The following is a 16,984-nucleotide window of genomic DNA, read 5'->3' on the forward strand; positions in this document are numbered from 1 at the left end:
GCCGGAATTTACGAGCCGACGAGGGCCAATTCGGCCTCGATCGCAGCGTCGAGTCGTTCACGAACCGCGGGGACCGGAATCTTGTCGATGACTTCGTGGAAGAAGCCGCGTACGACGAGTCGACGAGCCACTTCCTCGGAGATTCCTCTGGACCGGAGGTAGAAAAGCTGTTCGTCGTCGAACCTGCCGGTCGCACTGGCATGGCCTGCGCCGACGATCTCGCCCGTTTCGATTTCGAGATTCGGTACCGAATCGGCGCGCGCACCGTCTGTGAGAACCAGGTTGCGGTTCAATTCGAAGGTTTCGGTTCCCTCTGCTTCAGCACGGATCAGAACGTCGCCGATCCATACGGTGTGTGCATCGTGCTTGCCGACACCGACCTCGCCCTGAAGGGCACCCTTGTACATGACGTTCGACTTGCAACGCGGCGCTGAATGATCGACGAGCAGACGCTGCTCCAGATGCTGACCCGCATCGGCGAAGTAGACGCCGAGCAGGTTTGCATCGCCGCCGGGAGCGTCGTAATGCACGGTCGGGCTGATGCGAACCAGGTCGCCACCGAGACTGACGTTGAAGTGCCTCAGTGTCGCGTCGCGGCCGAGCCGAGCGTGGTGGGCTCCGACGTGCACTGCATCGGACTCCCATTCCTGGATCAGTACGACCGAGAGGTTGGCGCCGTCACCGATGACGAACTCGATATTCTCCGCATATGTGCCCGACCCGACCTGGTCGATCACCACTGTCGCCTTGGCGAACTTGTCGAGTCGAATCTGCAGGTGGCCGTATGACACAGCGTCGACGCCAGGCCCGGTGACTGTGATCTGCACAGGCTCGGAGACCTCGTTCTCGGCCGCCACCGAGACGATCGTGGCCTCGGTGAACGCCGAGAATGCTTGCGCAGCAATGCGATCGGCGGGAACGCCGGCGACACCGATACGTGCATCGTCACGGCCGACGGTCTCCACTGTCACATCCTCGGGTGCCTGCACGAGAACGTCGGCCCCGGCGGTCGCCACCGCAGATCCGTCGTGCAGTCCCTTGAGTCGACGAATCGGTGTGAATCTCCACAGCTCGTCGCGGCTGGAGGGGACCTCGAAAGCGTTGACATCGTACGAGGTGAACTGGGCACCCTTGTTCGCTACGATGACCGACTTGTCCTCGGCCGCTGGATTCTCCGACGCTACGGCACCCTGAACTCCGGTGAGCGACTCTTCTGTATTCGGATTAGTCACTTATCCGACCGACCCTTCCATCTGAAGCTCGATGAGCCGGTTCAGCTCGAGGGCATATTCCATGGGAAGCTCACGCGCGATCGGTTCGACGAATCCGCGCACCACCATCGCCATGGCTTCGTCCTCGGTGAGGCCTCGGCTCATCAGGTAGAACAGTTGGTCGTCACTGACCTTCGAGACTGTCGCCTCATGGCCCATGGACACGTCGTCCTCGCGTATGTCGACGTAGGGATATGTATCCGAGCGCGAGATATTGTCGACGAGCAGTGCATCGCACTTGACGGTCGAGCGAGAACCATAGGCTCCCTTGTTGATCTTGACCAATCCTCGGTACGAAGTCCGTCCACCACCGCGAGCGACGGACTTGCTCACGATATTCGACGACGTGTGCGGCGCAAGGTGCAGCATCTTCGAGCCAGTGTCCTGGTGCTGGTCGGGACCGGCGAACGCCACGGACAGGACCTCACCCTTGGCGTACTCACCCGTCATCCATACAGCGGGGTACTTCATGGTGACCTTGGAGCCGATGTTGCCGTCGACCCACTCCATCGTGGCGCCTGCTTCTGCCTTAGCGCGCTTGGTCACCAGGTTGTAGACATTGTTGGACCAGTTCTGGATAGTCGTGTAACGGCAGCGACCACCCTTCTTGACGATGATCTCCACGACGGCCGAGTGCAACGAGTCCGACTTGTAGATGGGCGCAGTGCAGCCCTCGACGTAGTGCACGTAGGCACCCTCGTCGACGATGATCAGAGTGCGCTCGAACTGCCCCATGTTCTCGGTATTGATCCGGAAGTAGGCCTGCAGCGGGATGTCCACATGGACGCCCGGCGGGATGTAGATGAACGATCCACCCGACCAGACCGCGGCGTTCAGCGCGGAAAACTTGTTGTCCCCTGCGGGGATGACCGTGCCGAAGTACTCGCGAAAGAGCTCAGGCTGTTCCTTGAGCGCAGTGTCGGTGTCGAGGAAGAGCACGCCTTGCGCTTCCAGGTCCTCGCGGATCGAGTGATAGACGACCTCGGACTCGTACTGCGCTGCAACGCCCGAGACGAGGCGCTGCTTCTCGGCCTCCGGGATACCCAGCTTGTCGTAGGTGTTCTTGATGTCCTCGGGAAGATCTTCCCAAGTCGCAGCCTGCTTCTCGCTGGAGCGAACGAAATACTTGATGTTGTCGAAGTGGATACCTTCGAGATCCGCACCCCAGTTGGGCATGGGCTTACGGTCGAACGTCTTCAGCGCCTTCAGACGCGACTCCAGCATCCACTCGGGTTCGCTCTTCTTCGCCGAGATGTCACGCACCACCAACTCCGACAGTCCGCGCTTGGCGCTGGCTCCGGCGACGTCGGAGTCCGACCAACCGAAACCATATGTGCCCAGCGACGCAATCGTCTCGTCCTGAGTGAGAGGAGCAGCGGGGGTCAGCGGCGCAACGGGTGTCACCTGGTCTGGTGTGACGGTCATGCGAGCTCCTTCCGGGGGCTTACGCGATCTCCGGTACTGGGCTGAGCACCGGAAGTTCTGGTTGAGGTGGGGTGGGACATCGAATTCGACTTCTTCGAAATCTCGGGGCGATTGCGACCGGTCAACGGAACATGCGTCGTGCAGGCGCAGTCGCCGTTCGCGATGGTCGCCAAACGTTGCACATGAGTTCCGAGAAGATCGGAGAAGGCTTGCCGCTCGGCGTCGCACAGCTCAGGAAACTCGGAGGCCACATGCGAGACGGGGCAGTGGTGTTGACAGATCTGCACGCCGTTGCCTACTTGACGGGTAGTTGCGGCAAATCCGGCAGCCGTGAACGCGTCGGCGATCCGGCCCGCTGCTTCTTCCACATCCACAGGGCGACTTCCCACCGCCGGCTCGACGTCGGCCACGATGGCTTCGACCCGCTGGCGTGCGAAGGTCTCGATCGCGCGGTCCCCGCCGATCTTGCGTAGCTGACGCATTGCTGCACCTGCAAGATCGTCGTAGGTGTGTCCAAGCCTGCTGCGACCGACTGCCGTCAACTGAAAATACTTGGCCGGTCTTCCGCGGCCTCGTTGAGTGACGACGGCCGAGGACGTTATTCGCGCCTCACCGTTATCGATGAGTGCTTCGAGATGCCGTCTTACCCCAGCAGCGCTGAGGCCGAGACGGGTACCGATATCGGAGGCGGTGATCGGGCCCTCTTCGAGAAGTAGGGTGACAACAGCTCCCCGCGTCTGGCCTTCGTGACCGACAACAGCTGAACCCGTCACCGTGGAGGTGGTGCCGCGACGTGCGCGTTCTCCCCCATGCGTCGTACTCGCTGATGATTTCACAACACCAGTGTGACGGAATTAGCCAGGATGGTCCACCAAGGGTGCCCTACTTCACCAAGGGCGACACCAGGGAATACTGGCGTGGTCTTCATCTGCTGCCGAATCTCCGCCGGATGTACTGCGATCAACGGGCTGTGCAGAGTCACAGTTACGCTGCCATTCGTGTCGACGACCCCAGCCGAGAAGCAAACCGCCGAAAAATCCGGCGTGCAACTTCGAATCGTCGACCCTCTTCGCAAACTGGGCGGACCTCTTCGCAAACTGGTCGGCCTCGATACCGATCGGCCGGCATCGACCGTCGCTGCGTTACACGGCGACGAGGCCGAGGCGCCCGGCCTGAACAAGACCGAGACGGCACAGCTCCGCGGAGTCCGGCGATTCGGCGCAGTGGGTTCGATATTGATGGCGATCGGTGCACTCGGGGCAGGCGCCCAACCTGTTCTGCAGAACCCTGTCGTCGGTGTTCGCATTCTGAGTCTTCCCTCGCGCATGGCCACCTCCGCGCTGACCATCACCATGACGGGCACCGTCATGGTGGTGCTCGCCTGGCTCCTGCTCGGGCGATTCGCAGTCGGGCGTCTACGCGATGGAACTGTTCCGAGAAGACTGAGCAGATCACAGTTGGACCGCACGCTGCTGCTGTGGATCTTGCCACTGTGTGTGGCACCACCGATGTTCAGCAAGGACGTCTACTCCTACTTGGCACAAAGCGAGATCACCGCGAGGGGACTCGACCCGTACGAGATCGGGCCTGCCGGGGCCCTCGGCGTCGACAACGTCCTCACCCGGACCGTGCCGAACATCTGGCGTGAAACCCCGGCGCCATACGGTCCACTGTTCTTGTGGATGGGCCGCGGTATCACGTGGTTGACCGGCGAGAACATTGTTGCCGGGATCTTCCTGCATCGACTTCTTGCGCTCGCAGGTGTTGCGATGATCGTGTGGGCACTCCCCCGGTTGGCGCGTCGATGCGGCGTCGCGGCGGTCAGTGCATTGTGGCTCGGTGCTGCCAACCCACTCCTGCTCTTCCACCTGGTCGCGGGCATACACAACGAAGCGCTGATGATCGGTCTCATGCTCGCCGGGGTGGAGATCGCACTACGAGCAATCGAGCCCAGTTGTCCGATTCGCGGATCGTCCTTGCTTCTCCTGCTCTCTGGTTCTGCCTTGATTGCACTGTCGTCGACCGTGAAGATTCCGTCGTTGCTCGCGCTCGGTTTCGTCGGGATGGCATTGGCCCGAAGGTGGGGCGGGACAATCCGAGCGGTACTGAGTGCGGCAGCAGTCCTTGGGCTTGTCACCGTCGTGGTGCATGTCGGAGTCAGCCTGGGTAGCGGCCTGGGCTTCGGCTGGATCAACACACTCGACACCGCCAGCGTTGTGAGGAGTTGGATGTCGATTCCCACGATCCTGGGAATCGGGACCGGATTCGTCGGTGTATTGCTCGGACTCGGCGACCACACCACTGCGGTGCTCGGCCTCACTCGACCGATCGCAGCGGCCGTGGCCGCATTCGTAGCGCTTCGCATGCTCGTCGCCGTACTGAAGGGCCGGTTGCATCCGGTGGGCGCACTCGGTGTCTCGCTCGGCGCTCTCGTTCTGCTGTTCCCCGTCGTCCAGCCGTGGTATCTACTGTGGGCCGTCATACCCCTGGCCGCATGGGCGACCCGGCCTGCATTCCGCGTTCCGGCAATTGTGTTTTCTTCCATTGTCAGTGTCATCTTGATGCCTAACGGGAGCGAGTATTTGCCTTTTCAAATCGTTCAGGCCGCCGTCATGACGATTCTGACCGTCGTTCTCATGTTCTTCGTCACCCGCAATCGACTGCCCTGGCGGTCGAACCTCGGACCGTCGGCAAACACCACTGCCGCCGGGGCATACGCTGGATCCTCGTGATCGTTAGCGCGTCGAATTCGACGCATCCTGCCGTGCAGCTCACGGGTGTACGAAAGTCGTACGACGGTGTCGCCGCCGTCGACGGACTCGACATCACCGTCGAGAGGGGCCAAGTTCTGGCGCTCCTCGGCCCGAACGGAGCAGGAAAGACAACGACGGTCGAGATGTGTGAAGGATTCGTCTTACCGGAATCCGGGTCCGTTCGGGTTCTCGGACTCGATCCCATCGCACAATCAGCGCAGCTCAGACCACGTATCGGGGTCATGCTGCAGGGTGGCGGTGCGTATCCGGGCTCGAAAGCGGGCGAGATGCTCCGCCTGGTTGCGTCGTATTCCGCAAACCCGTTGGACCCTGACTGGCTTCTGGACTGCCTGGGACTCGACCGCGCCGTGAAGACGCCGTATCGACGCCTGTCCGGGGGTCAACAGCAACGGCTGGCACTCGCTTGCGCCATCGTGGGCCGCCCCGAACTCGTATTTCTGGACGAACCGACCGCGGGACTCGATGCCCAGGCTCGACTACTCGTGTGGGAATTGATCGACGCGCTGCGTCGGGACGGAGTGAGCGTGCTGCTCACAACCCACCTGATGGACGAAGCAGAACAGCTCGCCGACGAACTGGTGATCATCGACCACGGCAAGATCGTCGCCTCCGGCACCGCTTCCGAGCTGACCAAACAGGGTGCAGAGGGGAGTCTGCGATTCAGTGCGCCGGCTGGACTCGATCTGACCTCGCTCGCCGAGGTCCTACCGACCGAGTACAGCACTCATGAGGAAGGACCAGGCTCTTATGTCGTCGTGGGCGTCATCGAACCCAGAATCCTCGTCATTGTCACCTCCTGGTGTGCTCGACAGGATGTGTTGGCTACCGAACTTCAGGTGGACCAGCGCCGCTTGGAAGACGTCTTCCTGGAGCTGACCGGAAAAGAGTTGAGAAGATGACGATCCACGGTAGCGACCGTCGTCCGGACAACCGATTCGACGTCGGATTGTTCAGTCCGAATCCAACCCCTAACACGGCCGTTGCGATGCTCACTGCGCAGTCGATTCTCGAGCTCAAACTGTTGCTACGCAATGGCGAGCAGTTGCTCCTGACGATGTTCATCCCGATCATCCTTTTGGTCGGGCTCACATTGCTGCCGCTGGGGGCGATGGGCGACCATCCGGTAGACCAGGTCGTCCCTGCCGTGATGATGGTGGCGATCATGTCCACCGCCTTCACCGGTCAGGCAATTGCTGTCGGCTTCGACCGCCGATACGGCGCACTCAAACGTCTCGGTGCAACGGCACTACCCCGGTGGGGAATCATCGGCGGTAAGAGCATCGCAGTAGTGATGGTGGTGATCCTGCAGACCGTCGTTCTCGGATCTATCGCGGTGGCGCTGGGTTGGCGTCCCGACATTGTCGGGCTAGCGCTCGGAGCAGTGGTGATCGCACTCGGCACGGTGACATTCGCCACCATGGGGCTACTGCTCGGAGGCACCCTCCGAGCCGAAATCGTCCTGGCTTTGGCAAACATCTTGTGGTTCATCATGCTGGGAATCGGCAGCCTCGTCGTTCTCTCCGAGGACATGCCGACGGCATTGCACACCATCGCCCGATTGGTTCCGTCCGGCGCGCTGGCCGAAGCATTGGGACAGGCAGTCGATGGATCATGGGATTGGTTCGGCGTTGCGGTGCTCGCCGCCTGGGCCGCAGTCTGCGCTTGGCTCGCGGTTCGCACATTCAAGTTCACGTGAAGTGAATTCCCGGCGTCCTGCCGGGCCTACAGCATGGGGTCAACGACGCTCTGTAGTTGACAGCCGTTTACGATCACATAGTGCTGTATCGAGCGTTTCTCCGCGTCGTGGACCTGCTGCCTGTGCCTACCCTGCGGGTGCAGAAAATCGTGGCATTCATCGTCATTCTGACTCAGGGCGGAATTGCCGTCACCGGAGCCATCGTGCGGGTGACGGCGTCGGGACTCGGTTGCCCGACGTGGCCGCAGTGCTTCCCAGGCAGTTTCACGCCGGTCGGCGTCTCGGAAGTTCCAGTTCTGCACCAGGCAGTCGAGTTCGGCAACCGGTTGTTGACCTTCGCTGTAGTACTTGTTGCAGCGTTGATAGTTCTCGCGGTCACACGTGCCCGTCGGCGTCGGGAAGTAATTCTTTTCGCCTGGCTCATGCCACTCGGAACCGTTGTACAAGCAGTGGTCGGCGGCTTCACCGTGCTGACAGGGCTGCTGTGGTGGACGGTCGCCGTACACCTCGTCTTGTCCATGATCATGGTCTGGCTCGCAACGCTGCTGTACTTCAAAGTCGCCGACCCCGATCCTGCCGGACCTTCTGTCCCCACTGTCCCCGAACCGCTGAGGTTGCTGACCGGCCTGTCTGCGATCGTGTTGGGAGGCGTCCTGGTAGCCGGGACGATGGTGACCGGCGCGGGCCCGCACGCGGGCGACAAGAGTATCGATGAACCTGTGCCGCGCCTCGGTGTCGAGATCGTGACCCTTGTGCATCTGCACGCTCAGCTGCTCGTGGGGTACTTGGCCCTTCTGGTTGGGCTGGGTTTCGCACTCTATGCGGTGAAGGCCCCGCTGACGATCAAATTCCGGTTGAAGGTACTGATCGGCATCGTTGTGGCGCAGGCTTTGGTGGGAGTCGTCCAGTACTTCACAGACGTGCCGGCCGTCCTGGTTGCAATCCACGTGGCAGGTGCAGGCGCGTGCACTGCGGCTACTGCCGCGGTATGGGCTGCCTGTCGTACCCGCAGTTCTCTCGATGACGCGTCGGCCGACAAGCTACCCGCCGCCCAGACAGCAGCTACCACCAACGGATAGAAGAGGAGAGGTAGTCGGACTCCCCCTCAGACGACCGACTACCTCTCCTGCTTTCTTTGACGCACCCGATCGGTGAACGGTTCCGTCTGCTTCGAACTATTTTTCCATCGACGCGTTTCTGGCCTTTGGAAAGCGTGTCTGACGTGCGACCCACCCGGCCATTTTCCGGTAGTGACCGGGTGCAGGGTTGACCGAACTGACAAGTTCGCGATCCCACTCCGACTCAGTCAGATTGCCGGCGGCCTCGACCAACGCACGCGCAACTGCCGGACTCTCTACAACCTGGTCGCCCAGTATCCCGTCCGCGCCGACCATCGTCACACGTGTGCCGGCCCGTCCGACCGGTTGAATGACGACTTTGCCCGAACCACCGTGTTCGCCGACGAAGGATCGGACGGCCGACAACGCACCAGCAGGCACATCGATTGTCGGACCGGACTTGTTCTCGGAGGTCGAATCCTCGACGGGCGAGTTCTTTTCATCGGTTGCCATGGTTCGACAATACCGCTGGGTAACAGGGATAGAACAGACAGGTCGACACCGGGCGCCACCCACACATGTCGGCAATCGAACCCTGCGCAACCGATCACCCGAACCTGCCGCGGCGGCAGTCGGGCGTCAGTAGAGATACACGGGGTTCGAACTCAGGACAACAGTTGAGCGAGCGTGTCCCAGCCGACGACGGAGTCCACAGCCAGGCCACAGAAAACCAGTGCCAGATATTCGTTCGAGAGGATGAATAGCTTCATCGGCTTGACCGGAGTTCCCGCGCGGACTCCTGCGTAGAGACGATGGGCCACGGTGAGGAACCAAGCGCCGGCCGCCACGGCGATCACGGCATAGATGACGCCGGATCCGGGAGTGAGCGCCAACGTCGCAGCAACAGTGGCCCACGCGTACAAGACGATGTGCTTGGTCACCTTCCGCTCGGATGCCACCGCCGGCAGCATCGGAACGTTCGCAGCCTGGTAGTCCTCCTTGTAACGGAGCATCAGAGCCCACGTGTGCGGAGGGGTCCACAGGAAGATGACCAGGAACATCACCACGGCCTGCCAGCCGATCGTCCCGGTGACGGCCGACCAGCCGATCATGACGGGCATGCAACCAGCGGCACCGCCCCACACCACATTCTGCGATGTCCGGCGTTTGAGGACCAGGGTGTAGACGAAGATGTAGAAACAGATCGTGACGACGGCAAGGATGCCGCTGAGCAGGTTAGTGGTTGCCCACAACCAAAAGAACGAAACGACGCCGAGAGTCACGCCGAACACGAAGGCGTGCGACACAGGCATTGCTCCACGAGCAAGAGGCCTCTTGGCAGTGCGAGCCATGATCTTGTCGATGTCGGCATCAGCGACCATGTTCAGGCTGTTTGCACTGGCTGCTGCGAGCATTCCGCCGAACAGAGTGCTGAGGATCAGCATGGGCTGAACGTGACCACGGTCGGCAAGCAACATCGCCGGAATCGTCGTCACCAACAGCAATTCGATCACTCGGGGCTTGGTCAGGGCGACATACGCCATGAACAATGCCAAAGCCCGACGGGGGGCCGAAGTGGGACGACTCGGATCGGCTTCGCTTCCAGCGTCGGTACCGAGGTCATTGTCCTCTGGATTGCTGGGACCGCTTGCGAATCCGTGGCCGCCGGACTGCTGCCCAATTCGCACTACGTCTCCTTGCACAGGCTCGAACACACATGAACATGCGTACGCGCGGTGATCACGGTCGGCGATTACCTACGTACTACTACAGGCGATGGTAGACGCCGAGCATCGCGGCTCCAATTCGCAGGCCCCCAAAGTGAGAAACATATCCCCTGCCGGGTAACTGCGTCAGGCCCGGGCAGCGAGTGCAGAGGAGCACGACGGGGGGAAGACACGACAATGAGCTGCCGCGGAACTAGGCTGGTGGTCGGCGGCATTTCGATCGAACCAAGATCGAACGCACGTCGGCCTCAATTATACGAATGTCAGGAGATCTCTGCTCGTGTCGACCACAGACGATATTGACGTCCTCACCACGGCGCACCACCCCAGCGACTGGACGGACCTGGACACCAGGGCGGTCGATACCGTCAGAGTCCTCGCTGCGGACGCGGTTCAAAAGGTCGGAAACGGTCACCCCGGAACGGCGATGAGTCTCGCGCCACTCGCGTACACGCTGTTCCAGCGGACCATGCGCCACGATCCGACAGACACACACTGGATCGGTCGCGACCGCTTCGTTTTGTCCTGCGGACATTCGAGCCTGACGCTGTACTTGCAGCTCTACCTCGGCGGATTCGGACTCGAACTGATCGACATCGAATCCCTACGCACATTCGGGTCGAAGACACCCGGCCACCCCGAGTTCCGGCACACCGACGGCGTCGAGATCACCACTGGTCCGCTCGGTCAGGGACTGGCGTCGGCTGTCGGTATGTCCATGGCGTCGCGACGTGAGCGTGGATTGTTCGATCCAGAGCCTGCGCTCGGCGCAAGTCCGTTCGACCACTTCATCTACGTCATCGCTTCCGATGGCGACATCGAAGAGGGAATCACCTCCGAGGCGTCCTCTCTTGCCGGTACCCAGCAACTCGGCAACCTCATCCTTTTCTACGACGACAACAAGATTTCGATCGAGCACTCGACCGATATCGCATTGTCGGAAGACACCGCAGCACGCTACGAGGCTTACGGCTGGCACGTCCAGGTCGTCGAGGGCGGCGAGAACGTCACGGCCATCGAGGCAGCCATCGAGGCAGCCAAGGCGGTGACCGACAAGCCGTCGATCATCGTTCTGCGCACCATCATCGGCTTCCCCGCGCCGACGATGATGAACACTGGCGCCGTTCACGGTGCGGCGCTCGGCGAAGAAGAGATCGTGAAGGTCAAGAAGGCTCTCGATTTCGACCCGAAGAAGACGTTCGAGGTGACCGACGAGGTCATCGCGCATACCCGCACCCTTCAGGAACGCGGCCGCAAGGCGCACGAAGAGTGGAACATCGAATTCGACGCCTGGGCAGCGCGTGAGCCCGAGCGCAAGAAGTTGCTCGACCGTCTCACCCAAGGGACGCTCCCAGAGGGATGGACCGATGTCCTCCCGACCTGGGAGCCCGGCAGCAAGGCCATCGCCACCCGAGCGGCCTCCGGCGAGGTTCTCAACGCGGTAGGACCCGTTCTCCCGGAACTGTGGGGCGGATCGGCGGACCTCGCGGGCAGCAACAACACCACCATCAAGGGCGCCAAGTCGTTCGGCCCCACCTCGATCTCCACCGACGACTGGGACGCCGAGCCCTACGGTAGGACCCTGCACTTCGGCATCCGCGAGCATGCGATGGGCGCCATTCTGAGCGGCATCGTCATGCACGGACCGACGCGCGCCTACGGCGGCACGTTCATGCAGTTCAGTGACTACATGCGCCCCGCTGTTCGGTTGGCGTCGCTGATGGACATCGATCCCATCTACGTGTGGACACACGACTCCATCGGTCTCGGCGAGGACGGCCCGACCCACCAACCCGTCGAGCACCTCGCTGCTCTGCGCGCAATTCCGAATCTCTCGGTGGTCCGCCCAGGCGATGCCAACGAGACAGCCTTCGCATGGCAAGCCGTGCTGGCCAAGTCGAGCAGCAGTGGCCCGGTCGGGCTGGCACTGACGCGTCAGGGCATCCCGGTCCTGGCGGGAACCAGCTACGAGGGTGTGTCCAAGGGCGGTTACATTCTGTCGGACTCCCCGACCGCACCCGACGTCATCCTCATCGGTACCGGCTCGGAACTCCAGTACGCAGTAGAGGCCCAGAAGCTGCTCGCAGAGCAGTCGATAGCCGCTCGCGTCGTATCGATGCCGTGTGTGGAGTGGTTCGAAAGCCAGGACCAGAACTACCGCGACCAGGTGATTCCACCCACGGTCAAAGCCCGCGTCTCCGTCGAGGCCGGAATCGCAATGCCGTGGTACAAGATCGTCGGAGGGTTCGGCGAGATCGTTTCGCTCGAACACTACGGCGAGTCGGCGGACGCCAAAACACTGTTCCGCGAGTACGGATTCACAGCCGAGGCCGTCACCGCCGCCGCGCAGCGTTCGATCACCAACGTGAAGGGATGACAGACATGACCCAGAACAAGAATCTCGCCGCTCTCTCAGCCGCTGGAGTATCGGTATGGCTCGACGACCTGTCGCGTGACCGTATCTCCTCGGGCAACTTGCAAGAACTGATCGACAGCAAGAGTGTCGTCGGCGTGACGACCAATCCGTCGATCTTCCAAGCAGCTCTCAGCAAGGGCAACGCCTACGACGCTCAGGTGACCGAACTGGCCGAACGTGGTGCCGATGTCGACGCCACCATCCGCACCGTCACCACAGACGACGTACGGAACGCGTGCGACATCTTCACTCCGGTCTTCGAAGCGACCGACGGAGTCGACGGACGCGTTTCCATCGAGGTAGATCCGCGCCTGGCACACGACACCGAGAAGACGGTCGCTCAGGCAGTCGAACTGTGGAAGATCGTCGACCGGCCGAACGTCCTGATCAAGATCCCGGCAACCGAGGCAGGCATCCCCGCCATCGCCAAGGTCATCGGTGAAGGCATCAGCGTCAACGTGACGCTGATCTTCTCCGTCGAACGCTACGAACTGGTCATCGGCGCATACCTCGAAGGTCTCGAAGCTGCTCGCGCCGCAGGGCACGACCTGTCGAAGATCCACTCGGTCGCGTCGTTCTTCGTCTCTCGCGTCGACACCGAGATCGATGCGCGCCTGAACAAGATCGGCACCCCTGCCGCGAAGGAACTCGAAGGCAAGGCCGCGCTGGCCAATGCGCGGCTCGCGTACGTGGCCTACCAGCAGGCGTTCGAGGTGGGCTCACGGTTCCACGATCTCGCTGGGTCCGGCGCACGCCCGCAGCGTCCACTGTGGGCGTCGACCGGGGTCAAGAATCCGGCATACCCGGACACCTTGTACGTCACCGATCTGGTCTCCCCCAACACTGTGAACACGATGCCGGAAAAGACCATGGATGCGGTCGCCGATCATGGTGAGGTCACCGGCGACACTATTTCCGGTAAGGGTCCCGAATCCCAGGAAGTGTTCGACAAGCTTTCCGCCATCGGGATCGATATTTCGGACGTATTCCTCACCCTCGAGAACGAGGGCGTCGAAAAGTTCGAGGCATCGTGGAACGAACTGCTCGAAGCCACCGGTGAGCAGCTTCGCCAAGCGGGCCAGAAGAGCTGATACGTGGCCACCGCAGACACCGACCCGAAGAGCAATGCGGAGTGGCACAACCCACTTCGCGATCCTCGCGATAAACGCCTTCCTCGTATCGCCGGCCCATGCAGCCTGGTGATATTCGGCGTCACGGGCGATCTCGCTCGAAAGAAGCTCATGCCTGCGGTGTACGACCTGGCGAACCGGGGGCTACTCCCCCCCGGTTTCGCTTTGGTCGGCTTCGCTCGTCGCGAGTGGGGCAACGAAGATTTTGCGAAGATCGTGCACGATGCAGTTCGCGATCACGCACGAACGCCCTTCATCGAAGAAGTATGGAACACACTCGCCGAAGGATTCCGATTCGTACAAGGTTCCTTCGACGACGACGCCGCCTTCGACGAATTGGCCCGCACGCTGGGCGAACTGGATGCAACACGTGGAACCGCCGGCAACCACGCCTTCTACCTTTCGGTTCCTCCCAGCGCATTTCCGGTTGTGCTCGAACAACTCTCGCGATCCGGGTTGGCGCAGAGCACGGACGACAAATGGCGTCGCGTCGTCATCGAGAAGCCTTTCGGACACGATCTGGCGAGCGCCAAGGGACTGAACGCCGTTGTGAACCGAGTGTTTCCCGAAGACACCGTTTTCCGCATCGACCACTATCTCGGCAAAGAAACAGTTCAGAACATACTGGCGCTCCGGTTCGCGAACCAGTTGTTCGACCCGATCTGGAACGCACACTACGTCGATCACGTCCAAATCACGATGGCCGAGGACATCGGCCTCGGTGGGCGGGCCGGCTACTACGACGGCATCGGCGCAGCACGTGACGTGATCCAGAATCACCTGCTGCAACTGTTGGCCATCACTGCCATGGAGGAGCCGGTCAGTTTCAGTCCCACCGAATTGCAGTCGGAGAAGATCAAAGTTCTCTCGGCAACGAAACTGGCGGAACCACTGGCCCAGACTTCGGCGCGCGGGCAATACAGCGCGGGCTGGCAGGGCAGCCAGAAGGTGAAGGGCCTCAAAGAAGAAGAAGGTTTCGACACCGAGTCCAATACCGAGACCTACGCCGCCATCACGCTCGAGGTCGACACGCGTCGATGGGGTGGAGTTCCCTTCTATCTCAGGACAGGTAAGGCCCTCGGTCGCCGGGTTACCGAAATTGCGATGGTGTTCAAACGTGCGCCGCATCTTCCTTTCGACGAGACGATGACGGAAGAACTCGGTCAGAATGCACTCGTCATCAGAGTTCAACCCGATGAGGGTGTGACGATGCGTTTCGGGTCCAAGGTGCCTGGCTCGAGCATGCAGGTTCGAGACGTCAGCATGGACTTCAGCTACGGCCAGGCGTTCACGGAGTCTTCACCGGAGGCCTACGAGCGGCTCATCCTCGACGTGCTGCTCGGTGAGCCGTCACTGTTCCCGGTCAACGCCGAGGTCGAGCTTTCGTGGCAGATTCTCGATCCGATTCTCGACTTCTGGGCTACGGGTGGAACGGCCGAGCCGTACGAAGCGGGTACGTGGGGTCCGACATCGGGCGACGAAATGATGCACCGCACCGGACGCGAATGGAGAAGGCCGTGATCGTCGATATCCCCGCCACGACGACGAGGGCGGTGGGCAAGAAACTGATCGAGCTTCGTGAATCCGGTGGCGCTGTCACCATCGGACGGGTGCTCACGCTCATCGTCGCCAGCCGTGACGGCGAGCAAGCCGAGACTGCCATCGAGGCAGCCAACGAAGCGAGCCGAGAGCATCCGTGTCGCGTCATCGTCCTCATTCGAGGAGACCGCTCTGCTGATTCCGGGCTGGATGCCCAGATTCGGGTGGGCGGCGATGCGGGAGCATCCGAGGTAGTGGTGCTCAGGCTGCACGGTGAACTTGCCGAGCACGAGCACAGTGTCGTCATTCCTTTTCTGTTGCCGGACACCCCGATCGTAGTCTGGTGGCCGAACGAAGCGCCCAAGATCCCCGCGCAAGATCCGTTGGGCAAGTTGGCAATTCGGCGAATTACCGATGCCACGAAGTCGCCGGATCCGACGTCGACGATCAAGTCACGGCTCGACAGTTATTCCCAGGGCGACTCGGATCTGTCGTGGAGTCGAGTCACCTACTGGCGTGGGTTGCTCGCCACCGCGCTGGATCAAGCTCCACACGAGAAGGTCTTGGATGTCACTGTGTCCGGCCTCGCAGAGGAGCCCGCACTCGACATCCTTGCCGGGTGGCTCGCAGCGAAGCTCGAGGTACCCGTGCACCGCAGGACCGGTGAACTGAAAGTCGAACTGAAACGCGAGAACAGCGCTATCAGCATCGTCCGACCCCAGACCGGAAAGACGGCAACGCTGTCGAGAACAGGTCAACCCGACGCCGAGGTCGCACTCGCGCGCCGTGAGACTCGTGAGTGCCTTGCCGAAGAATTGCGCCGACTCGATACCGATGAAATCTATGAACTCGCATTGAAAGGGCTGTCCAAGGTGAGCTATGAGTGAGACTTCGGTTCTGCAATTCCTGGACGCGCAAGCACTGGTCGACGCTGCGCGGTCCCGGTTCGTCGAAGTGGTTGTCGCCGCCCAGGCCGATCGTGGGTCTGCCTCGGTCGTACTGACGGGGGGCGGCACCGGAATCGCACTGCTCGAAGCCCTGCGAGAGGACTCCGGCGCAATCGACTGGTCGCAAGTGGACGTCTACTTCGGTGACGAACGCTTCCTTCCGTCGGGCGATCCGGAGCGCAACGAAGTGCAAGCCAGGAACGCTCTGCTCGACCACGTCCCGGTTCACCCGGACCGTGTTTTCCCGATGGCCGCCTCCGACGGGCCGCACGGGAGCGATGCACGACTTGCCGCCGTGACCTATGCCCAGATTCTGGCGTCGCATTCGGAGGGGAACCACACGCCTGCGTTCGACATCCATCTGCTCGGCATGGGCGGTGAGGGCCACATCAATTCGCTCTTCCCGCACACCGATGCAGTGCGCGAGAAGACTCACTACGTCGTTGCCGTCGAGGACTCCCCCAAGCCACCGCCCGTTCGAATCACGTTGACACTACCGGCAATTCAACGTGCCCAGCATGTGTGGTTGCTGGTGTCCGGTGCCGCGAAGGCCGAAGCGGTATCCGCTGCCGTAGGTGGCGCCGACCCAGTCGACATACCGTCTGCCGGCGCGCTCGGTTCTACCTCGACCGTATGGTTCCTCGACGCGGATGCAGCATCGGGACTTGCCACCGACTGAAGGCCCTGTAGACGGCGCCGATCCTTGTCATGTCAGACGGGCTCGGCGCCGTGCGTGCCGGACTCGAGAGCCTGTTCGGTGTCGACCGGGGTCTGGCTGATCGGGGTTTGCCTGGCCGGCATCTGGACTCGACGTCCCCCGTGCCCGACCGAACGGTAAGCCCTTCCGTCGCGCCATGATTCGATGCTTTCTCTGCACTGTGACATTTCTGCCTCCTTGGTCCGCGGTCCCGTCCCCCTACCTCTTATGACGCGCCAACGGCGGGGCCGGTTCCACCGACGCCCCTATTCGTTCGCTCGTGCCGAAACGCTCGCCGCCACGG

At 61.7% G+C, this 16,984-nt stretch carries 15 protein-coding genes; 9 read left to right on the plus strand and 6 right to left on the minus strand.

Annotated features, from left to right (window positions below; translation table 11 throughout):
• Positions 1–8: 8 nt before the first annotated feature.
• The 3 genes from sufD to H2510_RS00520 are packed head-to-tail and all read right to left on the minus strand — an operon-like array spanning position 9 to position 3,469.
• Positions 9–1,232 (minus strand): Fe-S cluster assembly protein SufD, encoded by a 1,224-nt coding sequence (sufD, locus tag H2510_RS00510; protein WP_186626475.1) that lies wholly within the window; start codon positions 1,230–1,232, stop codon positions 9–11.
• Complete coding sequence (gene sufB, locus H2510_RS00515) at positions 1,233–2,696, minus strand: Fe-S cluster assembly protein SufB (RefSeq protein WP_088943144.1); 1,464 nt, start codon at positions 2,694–2,696, stop codon at positions 1,233–1,235.
• Positions 2,693–3,469, minus strand: coding sequence for a metalloregulator ArsR/SmtB family transcription factor (locus tag H2510_RS00520; RefSeq protein WP_315901221.1), 777 nt, complete (start codon positions 3,467–3,469; stop codon positions 2,693–2,695). The genes sufB and H2510_RS00520 overlap by 4 nt, the downstream gene beginning before the upstream one ends.
• A gap of 303 nt (positions 3,470–3,772) precedes the next feature.
• On the opposite strand from H2510_RS00520, the gene mptB reads away from it, so the two are divergent.
• From mptB to H2510_RS00540, 4 genes are all read left to right on the plus strand, one after another.
• Positions 3,773–5,428: a polyprenol phosphomannose-dependent alpha 1,6 mannosyltransferase MptB gene (mptB, locus tag H2510_RS00525; RefSeq protein ID WP_222438187.1), complete on the plus strand. Its 1,656-nt coding sequence runs from the start codon at positions 3,773–3,775 to the stop codon at positions 5,426–5,428.
• Entirely contained in the window at positions 5,419–6,369 is a 951-nt protein-coding gene (locus H2510_RS00530) for an ABC transporter ATP-binding protein (protein WP_397517315.1), read from the plus strand. Before mptB ends, H2510_RS00530 begins: the two co-directional genes overlap by 10 nt.
• Positions 6,366–7,166, plus strand: a complete 801-nt coding sequence (locus tag H2510_RS00535; RefSeq protein WP_186626478.1) for an ABC transporter permease — start codon at positions 6,366–6,368, stop codon at positions 7,164–7,166. Before H2510_RS00530 ends, H2510_RS00535 begins: the two co-directional genes overlap by 4 nt.
• 80 nt (positions 7,167–7,246) lie before the next feature.
• On the plus strand, positions 7,247–8,245 hold the full coding sequence (locus tag H2510_RS00540; RefSeq protein WP_186627050.1) for a heme A synthase: 999 nt from the start codon (positions 7,247–7,249) through the stop codon (positions 8,243–8,245).
• Between the two features lie 96 nt (positions 8,246–8,341).
• Here H2510_RS00540 and H2510_RS00545 read toward each other — a convergent pair whose 3' ends face one another.
• Both H2510_RS00545 and H2510_RS00550 read right to left on the minus strand, forming a co-directional pair.
• Complete coding sequence (locus H2510_RS00545; protein ID WP_084348838.1) at positions 8,342–8,737, minus strand: hypothetical protein; 396 nt, start codon at positions 8,735–8,737, stop codon at positions 8,342–8,344.
• A 152-nt stretch (positions 8,738–8,889) separates the two neighbouring features.
• Positions 8,890–9,912, minus strand: coding sequence for a heme o synthase (locus H2510_RS00550; protein WP_186626479.1), 1,023 nt, complete (start codon positions 9,910–9,912; stop codon positions 8,890–8,892).
• 319 nt (positions 9,913–10,231) lie between these two features.
• Here H2510_RS00550 and tkt point away from each other — a divergent pair, with 319 nt between their 5' ends.
• The 5 genes from tkt to pgl are packed head-to-tail and all read left to right on the plus strand — an operon-like array spanning position 10,232 to position 16,662.
• On the plus strand, positions 10,232–12,328 hold the full coding sequence (tkt, locus tag H2510_RS00555; RefSeq protein ID WP_186626480.1) for a transketolase: 2,097 nt from the start codon (positions 10,232–10,234) through the stop codon (positions 12,326–12,328).
• Positions 12,329–12,333: 5 nt separating this feature from the next.
• A complete protein-coding gene (tal, locus tag H2510_RS00560) occupies positions 12,334–13,458 on the plus strand; it encodes a transaldolase (RefSeq protein WP_136169058.1) in 1,125 nt (374 codons plus the stop codon).
• A gap of 3 nt (positions 13,459–13,461) precedes the next feature.
• Complete coding sequence (gene zwf / locus H2510_RS00565) at positions 13,462–15,018, plus strand: glucose-6-phosphate dehydrogenase (RefSeq protein ID WP_186626481.1); 1,557 nt, start codon at positions 13,462–13,464, stop codon at positions 15,016–15,018.
• Positions 15,015–15,923 carry a glucose-6-phosphate dehydrogenase assembly protein OpcA gene (gene opcA / locus H2510_RS00570; protein WP_315901147.1) on the plus strand — a complete coding sequence of 303 codons (909 nt, stop codon included), beginning with the start codon at positions 15,015–15,017 and terminating at the stop codon, positions 15,921–15,923. The genes zwf and opcA overlap by 4 nt, the downstream gene beginning before the upstream one ends.
• Complete coding sequence (pgl, locus tag H2510_RS00575; protein ID WP_186626483.1) at positions 15,916–16,662, plus strand: 6-phosphogluconolactonase; 747 nt, start codon at positions 15,916–15,918, stop codon at positions 16,660–16,662. Before opcA ends, pgl begins: the two co-directional genes overlap by 8 nt.
• Before the next feature lie 32 nt (positions 16,663–16,694).
• Here pgl and H2510_RS00580 read toward each other — a convergent pair whose 3' ends face one another.
• Positions 16,695–16,868: a hypothetical protein gene (locus H2510_RS00580; protein ID WP_168708255.1), complete on the minus strand. Its 174-nt coding sequence runs from the start codon at positions 16,866–16,868 to the stop codon at positions 16,695–16,697.
• Positions 16,869–16,984: the final 116 nt, after the last annotated feature.

The sequence above is a fragment of the Rhodococcus sp. BP22 genome (assembly GCF_014281965.1).
Lineage (GTDB): Bacteria > Actinomycetota > Actinomycetes > Mycobacteriales > Mycobacteriaceae > Rhodococcoides.